This window comes from Methanospirillum lacunae (genome assembly GCF_003173355.1).
Classification (GTDB): domain Archaea; phylum Halobacteriota; class Methanomicrobia; order Methanomicrobiales; family Methanospirillaceae; genus Methanospirillum; species Methanospirillum lacunae.
In genome coordinates this window covers 74,001-93,935 of record NZ_QGMY01000002.1, presented here as the reverse complement: position 1 = coordinate 93,935, position 19,935 = coordinate 74,001, and the positions used below count along the sequence as shown (strand labels likewise).

General features: G+C 41.1%; 11 protein-coding genes. 7 read left to right on the top strand and 4 right to left on the bottom strand.

Features of this window, described 5'->3' with window-relative positions:
- Positions 1 to 268: 268 nt before the first annotated feature.
- A complete protein-coding gene (locus DK846_RS00755; RefSeq protein WP_109967015.1) occupies positions 269 to 1,750 on the bottom strand; it encodes a transglutaminase-like domain-containing protein in 1,482 nt (493 codons plus the stop codon).
- Positions 1,751 to 2,068: 318 nt separating this feature from the next.
- Positions 2,069 to 2,716 carry a TetR/AcrR family transcriptional regulator gene (locus DK846_RS00750; RefSeq protein ID WP_245926415.1) on the bottom strand — a complete coding sequence of 216 codons (648 nt, stop codon included), beginning with the start codon at positions 2,714 to 2,716 and terminating at the stop codon, positions 2,069 to 2,071.
- A gap of 171 nt (positions 2,717 to 2,887) precedes the next feature.
- Between DK846_RS00750 and DK846_RS00745 the strand changes: the two genes are divergently transcribed.
- From DK846_RS00745 to DK846_RS00725, 5 genes are all read left to right on the top strand, one after another.
- On the top strand, positions 2,888 to 3,322 hold the full coding sequence (locus tag DK846_RS00745) for an OsmC family protein (protein ID WP_109967014.1): 435 nt from the start codon (positions 2,888 to 2,890) through the stop codon (positions 3,320 to 3,322).
- Positions 3,323 to 3,417: 95 nt separating this feature from the next.
- Positions 3,418 to 4,056 carry a DUF2284 domain-containing protein gene (locus tag DK846_RS00740; RefSeq protein WP_109967013.1) on the top strand — a complete coding sequence of 213 codons (639 nt, stop codon included), beginning with the start codon at positions 3,418 to 3,420 and terminating at the stop codon, positions 4,054 to 4,056.
- Positions 4,057 to 4,605: 549 nt separating this feature from the next.
- Positions 4,606 to 6,024, top strand: coding sequence for an MFS transporter (locus DK846_RS00735; RefSeq protein WP_146201086.1), 1,419 nt, complete (start codon positions 4,606 to 4,608; stop codon positions 6,022 to 6,024).
- A 16-nt stretch (positions 6,025 to 6,040) separates the two neighbouring features.
- Positions 6,041 to 13,879, top strand: a complete 7,839-nt coding sequence (locus DK846_RS00730) for a non-ribosomal peptide synthetase (RefSeq protein WP_109967011.1) — start codon at positions 6,041 to 6,043, stop codon at positions 13,877 to 13,879.
- A 16-nt stretch (positions 13,880 to 13,895) separates the two neighbouring features.
- Positions 13,896 to 14,663, top strand: coding sequence for a 4'-phosphopantetheinyl transferase family protein (locus tag DK846_RS00725; RefSeq protein WP_109967010.1), 768 nt, complete (start codon positions 13,896 to 13,898; stop codon positions 14,661 to 14,663).
- A gap of 80 nt (positions 14,664 to 14,743) precedes the next feature.
- Here the strand turns inward: DK846_RS00725 and mgtA are convergent, their stop codons facing one another.
- Entirely contained in the window at positions 14,744 to 17,323 is a 2,580-nt protein-coding gene (mgtA, locus tag DK846_RS00720; protein ID WP_109967756.1) for a magnesium-translocating P-type ATPase, read from the bottom strand.
- Between the two features lie 481 nt (positions 17,324 to 17,804).
- On the opposite strand from mgtA, the gene DK846_RS00715 reads away from it, so the two are divergent.
- Positions 17,805 to 18,635 (top strand): slipin family protein, encoded by an 831-nt coding sequence (locus DK846_RS00715; protein ID WP_109967009.1) that lies wholly within the window; start codon positions 17,805 to 17,807, stop codon positions 18,633 to 18,635.
- A gap of 269 nt (positions 18,636 to 18,904) precedes the next feature.
- Here the strand turns inward: DK846_RS00715 and DK846_RS00710 are convergent, their stop codons facing one another.
- Positions 18,905 to 19,120, bottom strand: coding sequence for a hypothetical protein (locus DK846_RS00710; protein WP_146201085.1), 216 nt, complete (start codon positions 19,118 to 19,120; stop codon positions 18,905 to 18,907).
- Between the two features lie 665 nt (positions 19,121 to 19,785).
- Here DK846_RS00710 and DK846_RS17505 point away from each other — a divergent pair.
- Positions 19,786 to 19,935, top strand: coding sequence for a hypothetical protein (locus DK846_RS17505; protein WP_181391560.1), 150 nt, complete (start codon positions 19,786 to 19,788; stop codon positions 19,933 to 19,935).

Below are 19,935 nucleotides of genomic sequence, written 5' to 3'. Positions count from 1 at the left end.
GAAAGCGTAATATTGGAACAGAATTTTAGTTTCCTCGATAAAAATCCAATCTTTTGAATATTTTCATGCTACCGCACGTAATAATAAGACAGGGGTGATGAACAGGATAAACGAATCACTCAAGCCGAGCAACCCCATTGTATGTGAACCATTGATGACCGATAGTATCCCTGTTCAACATACAAATGAAAAAAGGGGGACGGCTATCTACAACGAAATAAAGGGTGAATCCAGAAAATCACTCATTTATCCTATCAGAAATACCTGGTTAGTCAACTTCTGACAGAGTAATATTCCAGCATTGCATGCCTAGCAGTTCTACATCTTCTCTGCTTTCACGACAGACCAGTGCAGGTGTCTGATGGACCATGTTCATAATGATGTCATTTCCCGGATCTGGAGTGAAGGAGATATCGACATCATTCTGAATCGTGTACCGATAGGGGTCCAGATTCCCAAAATAATAATCCTTGAACCGGTTTCGATCTGAATCAGTCTTGTCAAAAGCCCAGTCTGAACTCTCTGCAATTGTGACATCAGCAGGAATCCAGCCATATCCCTGGAGATAGAACTCAGCCCAGAAATGGGGTCCGGCAAGACCTGGTGCAAGTTGGTACCCACCAGTTGCCCGTGCAGGAATTCCGGCAGCCCGGCAGAGAGCCGCGAAGAACATACTTTGAGTACCACAGTCTCCAAAACCGGTATCAAACATATATGTCGACTCTGGTATCTGCGACCCTACAAGGTAGGTATGGGGTACGTTACTGTATGGATATGTATGAATAATGTAGTCATAAATCAGTTTTGCTTTACGGTATGGATTGTTTTCATCACCAACGATGGAGGAACTGAGATTCCGGATCTCTGGATTAATTTCGATATTCGGTTGTGATGCTGTATATTCCCGGTACAAATCGCTTGAAGTGTCATAAGGTTCAATCGAATCCGGGTCTATGACAAATCGTTGCTCATCTGTTGTAAATTCGTAATCTGCCGAGAGATTGATGAACTGACTATCCATCTCATTAAGCGGAATCGTAAAGTACACCTGCCCAAGATCCCCGGATGTCACCGGATCTGAAGATATGTACTGTTGAGGCTGAATATCGAGAATTTTTATATCCTTCTGACTATCTGTCTCAATAGGCAGGGGCATCCAGACCTCCAGGGTTCCGTTTGCAGGCAGTACATTACGGGGAAGTGAAACTGAACTTTTTGCCATAAACGTATGTGGATTGCCATACCAACCGGTAAAAGAGGTGTTATTGCTTATCAGTGGGAATACTTCATCAAAGAATGGGGAATGATTTGTTTTCCGGGAATTATCCTGCATTATCGTGATATTGTGATATGCTACATTATTTGCAATGTTGTAGAAATACCTGGTCTGACCATCTGAGTCTATCTGAATTGAATTACCCGGCTGAAGAATGCGGGATATATCATTCTCTGAAAGACTGGGAAAGGATTGCTTAAGATTATTTTCCGCTGTGGTTCTATTGAGCGGCATCTCAACCAGAATCCAAAAAGCCCTATTCCTCATACCAAGAGCTCTTCGTGCATTGTCAACATCTCCTTCCTGATCATATGCAACCATGGACTTGTTGAACAAATCGCCAGCTTTCTCATAGGAACCATTGAGGTATTCATGTATTCCGGACATATAGAAGTCATCAGCAGGGAGATTGTCTGCAATGCAGACAGAGGTAAGGAATAACGATAACCCAAAGACAAAAAGGACGTATCTCATAACCTTAAAAAAACAATGACATGATTCTAAAAAAGGTTGCTGGGATAAACTGAGTTTTGAGAGTCGAAAGGTCCCACAATAATTTATCCTAGGCCAGACAGGATTCGGGATTATTTACGCCTCTATTTTCAAGAAGAAAGAGCATACATTAAATGTAATACCAGCCCTTATTTTAGAATTATGCTCTCCAATACCTGATCTGGATAAACCATCAAACAATTGGATAATTCCGGGTGGATTACAACGTTTCAGAATTCAATATACACAATGATTTCCGTTGGAATGAATCGTTGAGAAATCATAGATTTTTTTATAGATTTATTTATGTTCGGAAGAATCCACAGATTTACATTCAAAAAGAAGATTCATCCCTTTAATCCAGAGATCCCTAATCTCCTCCGGGCACATCCAGACAAGCTCATAATTCTGTAATCCGGAATATAATGCAACCATTAAAAGTGCTAAGGTATGTGGATCCACTTTTGAATTAACAATTTGTTGTTTCTGTCCTTTTTCAATTACATCTTCAAATGTGGCAACAAGACCTGTATAATAATCACGTGTAGCATGCCTTATATCAGAACTTCGGATAGCTTGTGCAAACATCTCAAAAAAAATGGCTCGTTGCCGGTTATCAGTCAGAGTAAACGTATCAAATATCTGGAGGAATGTCTCTTCAAGTGAACGATTGTAGAATGAATCAAAGGTAATTCTCTCAAAATCGCACTTGAATTTCTTCATCACGGCGATAATAAGTTCATCCTTAGTTTTAAAATACCAATATACCGCCCCTTTTGTGACACCTATCTTTTTTGCCACTCGATCAAAGGTTAACTGGTCAGATCCCCTTTCAGCAATCACATCGATTGCTGCATTGATAATTCGCCGTTTCGCTTCTTCTTTATACTCGGGGACGACTTTTGGCATTGATATTGAGTAATTATTTCCCCCGCCAGTTGAAAACAATGTCGAATCTCAGAATACAAACCGATTGAATTAATACATACCAAATTGAATGTATATTTATCGAGGTGAATATAAAGAATCAATGAGGATATATATTGGCATGTAAATTTGAAAAAAAGTAGTGAAATTTGGATAAAAGACGGCAATTGAACCAGAAATGGAGAATTCATAATGATTAGTCCATCAGTGACGATGCAGGTTTCACAAGTAGAACCATTGCGATATATGGCAAAAACAAGTTCCGGAAAGGAGATCATCGCTGAGCCTTCAGGTATACTCGGTGGCAAGGGTGAATATCCAAATCCTATGGAGTATTTGATCGCATCTATCGGTACATGCATCGCGATAAAGACACATATCCATCTTACCAAGATCGGAAATGAACCGGACCAAATAGGAATAGGGATGAAATACACCAGATTTCAATCTCCACCTGAAATCCTGGAACAGATTCACCTGGTCATCACTGTCACTGGACATCTTGACGAAACAGTCGTGAATAAAGCAATCCAAGATACCATGACTCTCTCTTGCCCAGTTAATGTCATGATCAGTAGGATCGCCAAAGTTACGTGGGAATTCAGAGTAAAAAAGCCTGATATCTGATAAATACAATGATACAAAAACCATTGAATTTTACACTTGAGAATACCCAGAATTAATTTAGGCTATCTCATTTTCAACAAAATGATGTGATTTATATGAATCAAGATGAATCTGAAATTACCCAGTTTGAATTTCTTAGACAAACAGCACTGAACCTTGGTGCAACAGACACACGAGTTATTAAAAGTTCAGAGGTAATCGTTGAGAACAGGGTTCCACTAAAGTGCAGAACCGGTTGCATTACCTACGGCACAAAACTTACATGCCCACCTCACGTTCCTACACCAGACGAATTTAGAACAATCCTCTCAGAATACCGATACGCCCTGTTGGTAAAATTCACTTCACCCGCTTTGGCTGATCCGGATATAATCTGTTCACTAACCCAATTAATGAATGATAAAAAGGGAGATCCAGATAAAAGAGAGAAAGCTACTGCATTCATGTCCCAATATGTAGAAGGCAATACTGATCGCCTGAATACTATGCTTGAACTTGAAAAGCAGGCATTTAATGCAGGATATACCTTTGCTCTCGCATTCGTAAACGGATCATGTAGATTATGTGAAACCTGTAATACAAAAGAAGGGAAATGCCTACATCCCACCAGAGCACGGATTCCAGAACATGCGGTCGGTATCAATATGATCAAAACTGCAGAACGTGCCGGAATACCAATTAGTTTTCCTGTAATCGGCCATCCTTCACCCATGGCTCTTCTTCTGATTGATTAACAGACAAACGACAATTCTTTTTTAGATTATATGAATGAGGTCGTTTTTTCCTGTTGTCTGTTATGTGCGAACAGTCCAATAGAAATACCAAAAATGTTAATCAAGGAAATACGGATTATTATCAATTGCGGAGGCATCTTCAGTTACAGATTCTTGTTTTGAACATAGCTTTTCCTGCTCTTAAAAAAACAACAATACTATAATCACGTATTCGGGAGATTTGATCCGGACATCTGCCATCTTGGAATATTGATTAGGAAAAGAATGCTGATTCAACCAAACAACAGGAGGAGAGATGCTTATGAAATGTAATAACAAGTCGGGTCTGACCTGAAAACACGGGAATATGTACTATAAATACAGCGGGAGTTATTACCGGTTCTGACCTGTACAGGATCCTAACGTATAAACATGATGTAATAGGGTGACTGAGTGATTGGACTCATATTTCCCTCTGAAAATGGGACCTCACAATCACATCAAATAAAAAACCACCGGTATCAAGCAGTAATATATATTACACAAGAAGATAAGCCAATAGCATACACAATGGATGAAAAATATCTTAAATGGGGTGTGCTCCTCTCAAGTGCATTAGCCATTTTTATGGCTAACATCGATGTATCAATAGTTAATGTGGTGCTCCCATTATTAGTCAACACATTTCACGTTTCATTCAACGATATATCTCTTATAAACCTCCTATATCTTGTTTCTATGACATCGTTTCTCCTGATTGCAGGAAAACTATCAGATATATTTGGTCCTGAACTCATGCTCAGTGCTGGATATGGAATCTTTATCATAAGTTCAGCATTATGCGGATTGTCACAATCACTGCAAGGACTCGAGATATTCAGGTTTATCCAGGGGATCGGTGCAGCACTGCTCTTCTCAACCTCTGCGGTCATCATTACAAGATATATCGCATCAGACTGGTGGGGAAGAGCATTTGGAGTAAATGGATTATTTGCCTGTATTGGATTTGCTCTTGGATCACCTGTCGGCGGGTACATCCAGGATACAATTGGGTGGAGATGGATTTTTTTTGTCAATATACCAATAGGCATAGCAGGCATAGTACTGGTCAGACTGTTACTTAATAAGCCATACACCAGGACAAATACCGAAACCCCTGACATTGTTGGTTTTATTTTAAGTTTAGCTTTTATTGGTTCCCTGTCTTTCACCTTGCATATATTAAGTGAATCATCTTCGTACCCTCTCCTTCCTCTCTCAATTACCATTGTGGGAATCGCACTGGCCATCTTCGTATTCCATCAGAAAAGAGCACCGTCACCACTTCTTGACTTTTCTGTTTTCAAAGACAGAATCCTGAATCTTGCGTTATGTGCTTCGTTTTTTTATACATTTATTCTTTCAGGAGTCAGTCTTCTTCTTCCGTTTTACCTGATAGACCTTCTCAATTATTCTGCGTCTACCGCAGGATTATTCCTGGCAATACCGACTGCATCAAGTATTTTTCTTGCCTACGTGTCAGGTTGGCTTACAGATAAACTAGGTCCAATAATTCCCTGTATCATGGGAATGTTCTTCTGCCTGTTTGCCGGTATCGCATTTCATGGACTGACAATGACAACTTCAGGAGTAAACATCTGTTTTTCATTAGTACTGTATGGAATAGGAATCGGCCTCTTCGTTCCTGCAAGTGTGGCCTTTGTTATGAACCAGTCAGAAGAAAAAAACCGGGGGATGATATCATCATTAAAATCACTGATTCTTCAGTTGGGTAGCATTACCGGTCTTACAGTCTTTACAATAATCTATACATTCGGAATTTCAACCTCCGGATTTTCTGATATAATTTCGCAATACCAGTATCTTTCAAATTTCCATTTCGCCATGTTATTTGTAATTATATCTTCAATTCTCTCTCTCATTGTATGTATTTCCGCAAGGAAGATATCATCAGATATTATGAAAAAAACCAAGCCCGAACTAACCTGATTACCGGTGAAAAATAATGGACCAAAACCGATACCCCCTGAATCATGCACAACAGAGGATATATCTCGTCGAATCGATAAATCCCGGAACAGTCATGTGGAACATGATGGCAACTCTTGAACTGGAGTACCCGGTATCATATGAGACCATTCACCAGGCATTAACCGAAATTATCAGACTTGAAAAGACTCTTTCACTCCGAATAGGGATAGAATCAGGTATCCCTTTTCAGTATTATTCAGATAAGCCAATCCCCATCACGTATATCAGTTTCAGAAACAATGGGGGGAAGGCCGGATATCTTGAGTGGCTTGCTAAAGAGAGGTTAATTCCCCTTGATTTAATTAACGGCGGTGCTCTTGCTAAATTTGTTATCATTGAGATCTCAAATCAGCAATACACGGTTTTTTGCAATACCCATCATATCATTATTGATGGAACATCAATCGCGATACTTATAAACAGGATTTCTCAGGCAATTCGTGAAATTTCACTGGGGAAAACCCAAACTGTTCATTCAGTCCCTCATTTTCCACTATTCACTTCATACGAAGAATCATATATTTCATCTGCGGATTACCTGGCAGACCAGGAATTCTGGCAGAAGAAAACCGACACAATTCCTGAACCTGTATCATTTACATCTCACAGATCTGACAGTATTAAAAGGGAAACCTTTGTTTATCCTGTTTCCCCTGAAATCTGCAATGCAGTATACCAGTATTGCAACCGGATAAAAACATCGCCATTCCGGGTTTTTTTAACAGCTTTTTCATTATACACCTCACGTCTGACCGGAAATGAGGAGATAGCACTGGGGACTGCCTTTGCAAACCGGTATCCAAAGGAAATGCATGATGCCCTGGGGATGTTTGTCTCAACATCACCGTTGTTCCTCACCTGCGATCCGGAATCTTCATTTTATGAACTACTTACATCAGTAACCACAGTCCTTAAGGAGACACAGACCCATTCACGATATCCGTATGAATCATTTATCGCAGATGTCAGAAACAAGACCGGAGAAACACATAATTTCATAGATTATACGTTTGTTCAGAACATTTTCATTGAAGCCGGATCAGATGTAAAGGCAACATATCATCCTCCGGTTGAATCAGAGAATAGTCTTTGTATATTCTGCAGAACTGCAGGTAAAGGTGAGGAAGTTCCGATAGATCTCTATATTGAATACAACCCTGAATTGTTTACAAAGTCAGCAATCGAGAGAATTGCTGGCCATATCGAGTCGATTGTAGGTACCGGATGTGCATCATCAGATTTGAAAGTCAGGAGTTTCAGGTTCCTTGGTGAAGATGAAACAAATCAGTTACTTTGCGGATTCAACTCCCGGTCTGATCTCTCTCCTGAACACTATCTGCATGAGTTAATTCATAACCGGGCCATCAGGCAACCAGATAATGTCGCAATCGTGTACCAGAACACACGATACACATATGCTGAACTGGATGAGATGTCAACAATCCTGGCTGAAAAACTGGTGAAGCTTGGAGCCGGGAAAGATCAGTTTGTAGGAATTCTTGCTGATCGCTCTGCATTTCTTGTTATCGCCCAGGTAGCGGTGCTGAAATCCGGCGCAGCATTCATGCCCATTGATCCTTCATATCCCCCTGATCGAATCAGGTATATGATTGATGATAGTGTCTGCACGATCATGCTCGCAAGTCCCAGATTTATAAGATTCCTGGAGGACAATTCAGTTGAAATTCCAAATATTATTGACCTGACAGATCCGGATACATTTTCAGGTACTCATGTATCATATGAGGATAGAGGGGCACCATCTGATCTTGCCGTTCTCATCTATACGTCTGGCTCAACAGGAAACCCGAAAGGGGTCATGCTTGAGCACCGGTCATTTGTAAACTTTTCACATTGGTTTATTGATGAATTTGCCCTTACCGATTCAGATAACGTGGCTAAACATGCCAGTTTCAGTTTTGATCTCTCGATGCTCGAGATATACCCGACACTCATTATCGGGGCCACCCTTCATATCATCAGTGAAGAGATCAGATTCTCTCTGAATCATTTAAACGAATATTTTGAAGAAAACGAGATCACTATTGCCGGATTTACAACCCAGTTCGGCGAACAGTTCATGGAATATGTGGATAATTCATCACTCCGGTGCCTTCTGACCGGTGGAGAAAAACTCAGGAAGTTTAAAAAACGTCCCTATACCTTATACAATGCCTATGGGCCGACAGAATGCACCATAATGGCAACATATTTCAAAGTGGAGCAGGATTTTGAGAATATTCCCATTGGATATGCAATTCCAAATTATCAGATAACAATCATTGATCACTGGAATAATCTTCAGCCAATCGGGGTTCCCGGAGAACTGTGTATATCAGGCATTTCTCTTGCTCGGGGATACCTGAATCTTCCTGAAAAAACTGCAGATATGTTTATTGAAGATCCTTTCATGCCTGGGGAAAGGCTCTATAAAACCGGGGATCTTGCCTGCTGGACTGAAGACGGATGTCTTCTTCATCTCGGCAGGATGGACAGGCAGGTAAAGATCAGGGGATTTCGAATTGAACTTGGAGAGATTGAAAAGGCTCTTATGGAGATCCCTGAAATTTCTGAAGCAGCTGTAATCGATTTCAGGGATGATACAGGAAGAATCTCACTTTGCGGATATTATGTACCGTCTGGATCCATTGAGCAGGAAACCATAAGAGAATACCTCCATTCGGCTATTCCCGAATTTATGGTTCCATCGTTTCTTGTTGGTACTGATGAGATACCAAAGACGCAAAGTGGCAAGATTGATCGGAGAAATCTCCCTAAACCAGAGCAATCATCAGCACAGAAAGTGTTTATTGAACCTGAAGGTGATGAAGAGGTAACCATTGCACGGATATTTGAGGAAGTCCTTGACCTTCATCCGGTTGGAGCCCTCGATGATTTCTTCTCAATTGGTGGTGACTCAATCAAGGCAATCCTGATCATATCAAGACTGGAATCAGAATACTCATGTAGTATACCATTCCGTGAGTTTTTTAGATTGAAAACACCACGGGGAGTCAGTTCTCTTGTTACCAAACCGGCTAAAAAACAATTCCCAAAGATAGTTTCTGCACCACTTTCACACAACTACCCGGTAACAGAGCCGCAACAGCAGCTCTTCATGCTTGAGCAGCTTAAGACCATACAAAATGCATATAGTATTCCCCTGGTTCTTGAAATTAAAGGAGAACTTGATAAAAAACGTCTTTCTGATTCGCTGATGATCCTCTTTCAGAGGCATGAAGTATTCAGGACAAAGTTTGGAATTGAGAACGGAGAAACAGTTCAGATAGTAGAACCAGAAGTAAAAATCAGGCTATCATATGAAGAGATCCCGTATAACCAGACAAACCGGGTGATCCATTCCTTTTTTACCAGGTTTGATCTTGAAAAAGCACCGCTTCTAAAGATAAAACTGGTTCAATGTTCACCAGAACAGTTTATCCTGCTGCTTAACATCCATCACATTATTGCAGACGGAATATCAATATCGCTGATATTTGATGAATTATCCCGGATTTATACAGGTGAAGATCTGAAACCACCTGCATTTCAGTTCAAAGATTATGCAGTCTGGCTGAATACACTTGAGAAAGATGGACTATTGAAAGAAAATGACTCATTCTGGATTAAATATCTAACTGATTACAGGCCTGCAGAATTACTAACAGATAATGAACGACCAAAAGTTCCGGATTTTTCAGGAAAAACCCGGGAATTTATTCTTGATTCAGATCTCACTACATCACTTCACGATCTAATTGAAAAAAGTGAAACCACCCTGCATTCTGCCTTGATGGGAATTATCGGGCTCCTCTATTCGATATACACGCAGCAGAAAGATGTTGTTATCGGGACGACAACAAATGGCAGAGGTCCCGAGGGATCAGATTCGGTTGTCGGGATGTTTGTCGAGACGATACCTGTCAGAATCCAGGTTACCGACGATCTACCAGTTATTTCATACCTGCAGCAGGTTCGAGATAATCTCTTCGATCTCTATGACCATCAGCCATTCTCACTTTCACGTGTGTACGAATCAGTTGCAGAGACAAGAGGTCCGGGAAGACACCCGTTTATTGATCTCAATGTAAACATTCAGAACATGGAAGATAATTCCTTTGTTGCAGAAGGAATATCATCCACACATCAGATCTATGACCTGAATCAGGTAAAATTTGACATCAGCATTGGAGCATGGGAAAAAGAAGGACATATTTTCTTTAAAATTGATTACCGGAGCCCTCTTTTCTCAGATGACACAATCCGGTACCTTGAGCTGCATCTGCTCTCTCTGATCCGCTCAATTGTATCAGACTCCTCGAAAAATGCAGGTGATTATGAACTCATTGATGACGAAGAGAGAGCATTTCTTCTCAGGGAGGTTAACAATACAAAAACACCGCTTCCGGAGTGGACTACAATTGGTGAGGCTGTCACCAGATCCTGCCTTCAGTACCCGGAGAACCGAGCTATAGTTGCTCCAGACGGATGCATAACCTATCGTGAACTCAATACTATTTCTGATCAGATAGCTGGAAAGATATCCATACGAATCAAAGATGCAGGTACCAGCCATGACTCAATAATCGGGATAATCGGAGACCGATCATTTCTCACGGTTGCCGCAATGGTTGGAGCACTTAAAACAGATACTCCCTACGTGGTCATTGATCCAGGTTATCCGAAGGATCGGATCAGGTTCATTCTTGATGATACCAAGGCTTGCCTGCTCATCGGAACAGAAAAATCCCTGGAAAATATATCACAGTATTCTGGTGCCAAGATCAATCTTGACACTTTGTCCAGGGATGCCAAAGATGACTCTGAACAAACAAAGATTCCGGATCCATCCCCGAATGATCTTGCATATCTGATTTATACATCTGGGTCAACCGGGAAACCAAAAGGGGTGATGATAGAGCACCATTCAATGGTGAACTTTATTGCATGGTATACTCGTCATCATCAGTTTGATTCAGGAAGCAGGATTCTTGAATTTGCATCGCTCTCGTTTGATGTTTCAGTAGTTCAGATATTTGCTCCTCTGGTTACAGGAGGAGAATTACATATTATTCCAGAATCACTCAGGCTATCCCCCCATGATCTTGACAGGTACTGCGAAGAGAACAGGATTACCCATGCCCATTTCCCAACGCAGTTTGCAGAACAATTCATCCAAGTATGCAGCAACAGATCACTCAAACGACTGGTAGTTGGTGGAGATCGTCTCAAACGGTATAAAATCGGATCCTATCAACTTGTAAATGAATACGGACCTACCGAGACGACCATGGCATCGACCAGCACCGAAATAAAGAGTGTTGTTCCAAATCCGCCAATTGGATACCCGATCGCTAATACCAGGATTTATGTACTCGGAACTGGATGTACTCTCCTACCGGTAGGAATACCTGGAGAACTCTATATTGCAGGTGAAGGAGTTTCACGTGGATACCTGAACAAACCGGATTTAACACGTGAAAAATTCCTTTCTGACCCGTTTGTTTCCGGAGAGCGGATGTACCGGACAGGTGACCGGGCACGGATTCGCTCTGATGGAATGTTAGAGTATATCGGAAGGATTGACTTTCAGGTAAAGATTCGGGGATACCGGATTGAACCAGGAGAGATCGAGTCTGCTATCAGAACTGTACCCGGTATCAATAACGCTATTGTTCTGGCTATTGACGACTCTTCCATCGGAAAGTATCTGTGCGGATATTATGAGGCAGATTCTCCCCTTACTGAGTCTGAACTCAAATCATCACTGCGGAGAATCCTCCCTGAATACATGATTCCTGTAAGATTTGTTCATCTTGTATCATTTCCCTTAAACCGGAACGGAAAGGTGGACAGAAAGTTGCTTCCCGGTCCTGATACTATTCAATCATGCGATGTTTCCTATGAGTATCCCAGAAATCAGACAGAACAATGTATCGCAGATGCATGGAAGAAAGTTCTTGGAAAGTCCTGTATCAGTATAACTGATGATTTTTTTGATATAGGAGCAGATTCACTCCGGGCGATTGCTCTTCTGATAGAACTGGAAAAGAACTTTAACGTTTCGATTTCTGATATCTTTTCTTTTCGAACAATTGCTGATCAGGCTGCGAACTTATCCAGAAGTGAATCAGGATTTGCAGACAGGATTCCCCTCCTCATCAACCTGTTACAGTCACCAGAGCGAACACCTGATGTGATAGCAAAGGAAACTGCCTACGCAGATACAATCCGCAACCTTGACTGGAACAACTACAACCTGGAGGGAAAGAGGAGTTACAAAACTATTCTCCTAACCGGTGTTACCGGAACACTGGGAGGATATCTTCTCAGAGATCTCCTTGAACTGACGGGTTATGATGTTGTCCTTATTGCACGGGGTCACGATCAGACAGATGCACTAAATCGTGTGACCAGGAGAATGGAAGAATCCTTTGGACCGGGTTATCTGAAGCCATACCTGGAAAGAATTTCAGTAGTTCAGGGAGACTTGAGTTCTGACCATTGCGGCCTTGATGATAATACCTGGGACAGACTCTCTCTCCAGGTAGATGCTATCATTCATTCTGCAGCTCTTACCAAGCATATTGGAGATTACCAGGAATTTTACAAGGCTAATGTTGTAAGCACTCAAAACCTTCTTGCTCTCTGTTTACATGGACAACGAAAAGATTTCCACTATATTTCAACAGTATCTGTTGGAAGCGGACTTATCCCTGACAGTCAGGGCGAATTTTTTGCTGAAGATTCACTCGATCTCGGACAGGAGCTCGAGAATCCTTATGTAAAGAGCAAGTTTGAAGCAGAAAATCTGGTTCGAAATGCCCGTACACAAGGGATTGTCACAACAATTTTCAGGGCAGGAAATATCACTTTTGACTCAGAAACCGGGTCATTCCAGCAGAACGTTGAGGAAAATGCATTTTTCCAGCAGATAAAGGCATACGTAAATCTGGGTATGGTTCCTGATCAGCATGATCAGAGGAACCTGTCTTATGTAAATGAAACCAGTAGATTTCTTGTAACATTGTTTGATAATAAAATCCTTGATGATAATGTATTTCAGACAATTCATCTGGTAAATCCACACATCGTGCATTTCTCAGAGATTTTTCAAGACCAGAGAAGCAATCTGAAAATACGGGTTCTCCCATTTCCAGAATTTATTTCAACGATAACAAGACTGTATAAGGCTCCAGGGTTTTCAGAATACATTGACAGACTTCTGCTCCATCTCGGTTGGCGTGATATGCTAGATGGCAATAAAAATACTCCGTTTTTTGTTTATTCTGAACGTAGTCTGGCACTCCTTTCACAGTATTCATGCTCCTGGTCGATCCCAAACCCGTTGATGATGAATCAATTCATTGATCGGGCGCTAGCCGGTAGAATACAATTTCTCAGTTCAGTCTCATCATTTGAATCTGTCAAAATTCCGCAGATTACCCAGCTTGCCAGGATAATCGTTCCCCATTATGTCAGGGACGGGGAGATGCTTTTAAGAGAAAACAATCAACCAGACGGCGTTTCCATAATTTCTCAGGGTTTTGCAGAGGTTTTCAAACACTCAATTGACGGGTGGGAGGGAACTATAAAACTGCTCGGTCCGGGTGACATGTGCGGATTAGAGGCTATTGTTGCAGCAAATTCACCCTTCAGTGTAGAGGCATTTGAGGATCTGTTCATATATACTGTCGAACAACAGGATCTCAAGCGGTACCTGGAAGAGAATCCGGATATCTCCACAGCATTTATGAGAACATTATTTGAAACAATACGGCAACTGGGCAATCTTTTGATCGAGATGGGATGATGGAAGCAGATCTGTTATGATTCATTCAGAGAATATCCCCCCAATTTGCCATTATACTCTTAACAGGCCGAACTCATGGTGCAGTATCAGGCGAACAGCCCCTGATGCTGTTGATCTGTATGAGATACATCTTCCTGCTTTTATCCAGGATACTGACAGGTTCTATTCATATCTCTCTATGGAAGAGAAAAAACGTGTAGATGATATGTACGATCAAAACAGGCGTTCTTTTTTTATCGTATCAAATGGCTTTCGAAGAGTAATTCTGAGCAGATATATCTCGATTACACCAGCAGAGATACAGTTTAGGACAAATCAATACGGAAAACCGTTCATTTCCAATCAGAATCCAGATGGGGTAACTTTCAACACATCCCACTCTCATGAAATACTCCTTTTTGGTATTTGCAAAAACAGGGATATTGGTGTTGATATTCAATTTGAATCTGATAATTTCCCGGAGATGAAGATCGCAAATCGCGTTTTCGGATCAGTTGACTCCTCATATCTTGCCAAATTCAGCGGTGATGAATTACGTCATGAATTCTTTCGGATATGGGCACTAAAAGAAGCATATTGCAAAGCCCTTGGACTTGGGTTTTCTCTTCCGGTTGAGAACATGCCAGTTATGAGTGATCTCTGTGATGGAGAAGGTACGTTCTCATCTCAAGGAAGTGAATGGTATGCATATCGAATCCAGGTCCAGAGAGATTACCAGGCATCGGTCATAGTGCGTACATCGTCTGAATCCCTTATTCTATCTGATGAAGGGAAGGAGGTTTAGTATAGATATTTCTGCAAGTGTGCTGACTGTAGTCTGAAATGTGAATTGAGATTTCTTCACCTTCAAGACTAAAATATTTTTTACTCAAGAATTACTCGTTTCCTCTCGATAAAAAGCGAATATTTATTGTAAAACCATTTTTTCACCACTTCAACTAAAACCAGATATCCAGTCACCAGTCCAACTAGTACTGCAAAGAACGAAACCGGAGGTTGTACGAATCCAAAGATACTACCTATGACAGTGAATGGCAATATACAGGAAACAGCCACAATAAGCAAGGTACTTATCATGAGGGGTATACTTGGTTTACTCTTATAAAATGGAACAATCCTTGTGCGGATAACAAATATAATCAGGGTCTGGGTACATATCGACTCGATAAACCAGGCAGTTTGAAAAAGGGAAGGATCAGCGTTAAAGACAAAGAGAAGAATGCAAAACGTGAGAATATCGAACAGAGAACTTATTGGACCAAAAACAAAAATAAATTTTTTGATAAACTCAATATCCCATTTTTTCGGAGAGGCGATATAAGACCGGTCTACATTATCAGTTGGAATTGCAGATTCAGATATATCATAAAGGAGATTATTTAGCAATATCTGAATCGGGAGCATCGGAAGAAATCCAAGGAAAAATGAAGCACCAGCCACACTGAACATATTCCCAAAGTTTGAGCTTGTTCCCATCAGAATATACTTCATGGTATTGCCAAATGTCTTTCTCCCTTCAAGAACCCCATCGTGAAGGAGTCGAAGATCGTTTTTCAGCAGAATGATATCTGCAGACTCTTTAGCGATATCAACCGCATTTTCCACAGAAATACCTACATCAGCTTCCCTGATGGAAGGAGCATCGTTGATACCGTCACCCATGAATCCGACTACGTGCCCATTTCGTTTCAGGGAGTTCATGATGAGATTTTTTTGAACCGGGGTCACCCGTGAGAAGATGGTAACATCCCCCACCACTCTGGCAAGTGTCTCCTGGTCCATATGTTCTACCTCTCTGCCTGATAGATGCCCTTTAACCGGAAGCCCGATCAGTTCGCAGGTCTTCTGTGTTACTAATTCATCATCACCAGTAAGAATTTTTAATTCAATTCCAGATGCTGCAAGCAATTCTATAGATACCTTCGCACTCTCTTTAGGAGGATCGATAAAAGTTACAAGACCGAGAATTACCATCTCCTTCTCATCATCAATGGAATATGTATTCTGATCTCCGGCCAGGTCCCGATAGCATACTGCAAGTGTCCGAAATCCTTCACTGCTCTGTTTGTTGTAAAGAGTCAGAATCGTTTTCCGATCTATTTCGGTTAACGTAGAAACTGAACCATTCTTTTCAATTTGGGTACATATCGCTAATGTTTCTTCAGGAGCCCCTTTTGTTATCAGAAGGTGACCTGATTCTCCGGAGACAACAACTGATGTTCGCCTCCGAATAAAATCAAACGGAATTTCATCAATTTTCTGATACTTATCTGTGTCTTTAAACTGGAACGCAATAATTGCCTCATCAAGGGGGTTTTTCAGGCCAGTGTGGAAATAACTGTTGATATATGAGTACAGCAGGACCTTTTCGTTGTCTTGTCCTCCGATATCCAGATGTTTCATAAGTGCGATCTTATTGTCAGTTAGTGTACCGGTCTTATCAGTACAGAGAATATCCATACTCCCAAAATTCTGGATAGACTCTGGATGTTTCACGATGGCACCTTTTGCTGACATAGCAATTGCCCCTTTTGTCATATTCAGGGACAGGATCATGGGGAGGAGTTCAGGAGTCATTCCGACAGCAAGTGCTACAGAAAAGAGAAGTGATTGTAAAATATCCTGTTTAAACAATGAATTAATAAAAAAGACTATAATAACAAGGCTGAACACAAACTTTGACATCAGGTAACTGAATTGTTTGAGTCCATGCTCAAACTCAGTTTCAGGTGGTCGTTCTACCAGTTTTTTAGCTATTTTCCCATATTCTGTAGACAGGCCGGTTTTCGTAATAATGGCCTCTGCCATCCCGCTTATCACAGAGGTTCCGAGAAATACATAATTCTCTGCTTCTGATATCGGTTTATGTACATCTGAAAGGATGTCATTCTTTTCAACCGGATATGGCTCACCGGTAAGAGATGATTCATTAACGAAAAAATCACGTGTTTTTGTTAATCTGGCATCAGCAGGGATCATATCACCTGCTTTGAGTGAAATAATGTCACCAGGCACCAGATCAACAATAGGGATCTCCTGTTCTGTTCCATTCCGTTTCACACTGGCACGGGTTAAGATCTTTTTAATTAGTAACTCTGCAGCACTCTCGGCCTTGTATCTCTGAAAAAAATCAAGGATAACACTGATCAGAATAATACTGATAATAATAATTGCGTTGGTAACTTCGTTAACGATGAGTGAGATAACCGCGGCAAAAAGCAGAATGAGAACAAGAGGGTTTTTGAACTGCTCCAGTAACTGAAGAATCGGAGATTGTTTTTTTGAACTGGCAATATCATTTCGCCCATGATGCTCTCGTTGACGTTCAGCCTCTTCTGTAGTCAATCCTTGTTCAGACGAGTGGAGTTGAAGATAGAGGTCGTCTATAGAAATAGAGTGATAGTCTTTACCTGGCGTAGCATTGTTGTGCACAGAATTATTCAATGGAACCACCCCTGAATTCTGGTATCAAATCATATGAGAAAGCATTTATATGTATATACTGATTACTGGTCAGATTAGGTTGCATTATCTTTCTCTGAAAACTAGACCACCACATCATGAAAGGGTAAACCTCTGACTCTACGAGGACGAGATGTGAATGTGACTGTTGATTTAAAAATATCTGGATTAATAGACACAGGATTATGGTAAAGTCATTCAGGATCTAGAATCAGGATCGCCATACGCTCCAATTTTTGTTTCACCCTTTGATTCTCAACCAATAGTTGTTAAAAAAAGGATACACACTTACAACCGAAGGGCAGACAGAAATGGATTGTATTCTCAACGATATGGTATCTTCAGCAAATATCTGAAGATTAACTCAACTTATCAGGAGAATACCTCATGTTTGTAATCTGATGCCATCTTCGATGTGATGGATTGATCACTCGGATATCAGTTCATTCCAGGAGGCATAACCATGGACATATTTACTCTTCTCATTCTTGCAGTAATTCTGGTAGTAATTATTGCAATTCTCATTATGGCAATCCGGATTGTAAATCAGTGGGAACGGGCGGTAATCCTTTTTCTGGGAAAATTCGTAGGCATAAAGGGTCCCGGATTGTTTATTATCATTCCCTTCGTAAACCGGATCCCCTATGTTATTGATCTCCGGGTGATCACTACTTCATTCAAAGCAGAACAGACCTTGACGAAAGACACCGTTCCGGTCAATGTAGATGCAGTCTTATTCTGGCAGGTTGTTGACGTAGAAAAAGCGGCACTGGAAGTCAAGGACTACATGCAATCAATTTCGCTGGCATCTCAGACTGCCCTCAGGGATGTTATCGGAAAAACAGTTCTTTCAGATATGCTTACCGGGAGAGAGGCTATAGACAATGAACTACAGCGGTTAATTGGAGACAGAGTAAGAGGATGGGGAATTAGCATTATGTCTGTTGAGATCCGTGATGTGGTGATTCCGGGAGCACTTCAGGATGCAATGTCCATGCAGGCACAGGCCGAACGTGAGCGGCAGGCACGGGTCATTCTCGCTGACTCTGAGCGACAAATTGCTGAGAAATTTGAAATGGCTGCGAAAAGTTATGAGAACAATCCCACTGCTCTTCACCTCAGAGCAATGAACATGCTGTATGAAGGATTAAAGGGCGGACATTCAACCATTGTCATGGTCCCATCTACTGCTCTCGAAACGATGACCCTTGGAGATACAACCGGCACCATTGCACTTGCAAAAATGATACAGCGTGAGGATACAAAAGAACCTGATACTCAAGAGCCATTGTGATGAGAGGAGAGGAGGTTGTCTCCCCGCTCATAACAACTCCCATACAAAGACCAGATTCAGGATCTCATATTCAGGGTCCATAACCTGAACTGAAGAAATCTACACACTATTTTCTGTCCAGCTGAAAAAACAACCGAGGTTCGAATCGGTGACAAAATCTATTGAACGGTAAACTCGATTACTATACCTGACAAAGTCCCGACTCATCATTGCAATAATTTCCGGGTAATCGTTTATTCCCCCATTCTAAAGATTAAGGCCGCAGAAATTCAATATCTGCTATTATAAATCGGTTCTCCCTGAACAGTTACATCTGGACAACAGGGATGGTTTCGAGTGAAATAAATGGCACTTCCATAGATTACCGCCTCTTTTAGAGACTGATCCAAACGGTTCCCTTCAAACCCGTTGCATTCATCTCCTCTGTGTAAGGCAACAACTCCGCACGAACTTTGATGATGCTGTATCTGTCTTGATCCCATCATTTCTCTCTAAAGATTTCCAGAGGGGAAAAGAACGGTAAATAGATTCGGTTATGATACAATTATTGAAACTAAACATGAAAATATGCATCTGAAATCTGGTTAGTTGAAAGATATGTGTTTTAATCAAAAGAAAAGTAATGGTTCATACCACTTGTAAATTACCTCGCGTAAGGATTACGAGCAACCCAAATACTCATCTGTCACTCAATCATCATATTTACCACGAGCATGCCCTCTCTGTTACAGGTGAAGAGTATGAAGTATCGGGATTGACTCCTCCCCCGGCTAATCAAAAGGTTACTGAAAGAGGATTTCTCGTATAATTTCTTATCCTGAACCACAGACCTTTTCAAGATCATATGACCTTCAATACCGTCATCGATTTAGGGCTCTTTTACACCCTGTCCAATGAAGATTGCACAGCTTCCGTGGATTACTTTGTATCCATCTTATTTCCCACCGGTACATAGTTCATGCTACTTCAGCGAACTGGAATCTGCTGGAGACGGTTCAAGGAGATATTGAAGAGGAGATAGTTCATTTCCTGTTTAAATCTCCTAAAACACTGAGATATGAATAGTCGTTCTCTTTTTTGGGGCTTCGAACCGACTTCATGTGAACTTGAATAGTTTACGGATCTCTAACAGCCCGAAGTGAGTACAGAGATGACCAGACTTCAAATCGTCTGTGGGTTTTATTTCAACTCTGATCACGAAAGAATTATTGCCCGACTGTATAGAAACACCCATGAACTTATCAGACCGGAAGATACCATTTTACCCGGTACCATTGCCGAACGTAACAACAAAGACTAG

Bases quoted from the DNA above. Each gene is read 5' to 3' on its own strand.
- DK846_RS00725 (WP_109967010.1), top strand. From the start codon at position 13,896: ATGATTCATTCAGAGAATATCCCCCCAATTTGCCATTATACTCTTAAC.
- DK846_RS00730 (WP_109967011.1), top strand. From the start codon at position 6,041: ATGGACCAAAACCGATACCCCCTGAATCATGCACAACAGAGGATATAT.
- DK846_RS00735 (WP_146201086.1), top strand. From the start codon at position 4,606: ATGGATGAAAAATATCTTAAATGGGGTGTGCTCCTCTCAAGTGCATTA.
- DK846_RS00755 (WP_109967015.1), bottom strand. From the start codon at position 1,750: ATGAGATACGTCCTTTTTGTCTTTGGGTTATCGTTATTCCTTACCTCT.
- DK846_RS00745 (WP_109967014.1), top strand. From the start codon at position 2,888: ATGATTAGTCCATCAGTGACGATGCAGGTTTCACAAGTAGAACCATTG.
- DK846_RS17505 (WP_181391560.1), top strand. From the start codon at position 19,786: ATGACCAGACTTCAAATCGTCTGTGGGTTTTATTTCAACTCTGATCAC.
- DK846_RS00715 (WP_109967009.1), top strand. From the start codon at position 17,805: ATGGACATATTTACTCTTCTCATTCTTGCAGTAATTCTGGTAGTAATT.
- DK846_RS00710 (WP_146201085.1), bottom strand. From the start codon at position 19,120: ATGATGGGATCAAGACAGATACAGCATCATCAAAGTTCGTGCGGAGTT.
- DK846_RS00740 (WP_109967013.1), top strand. From the start codon at position 3,418: ATGAATCAAGATGAATCTGAAATTACCCAGTTTGAATTTCTTAGACAA.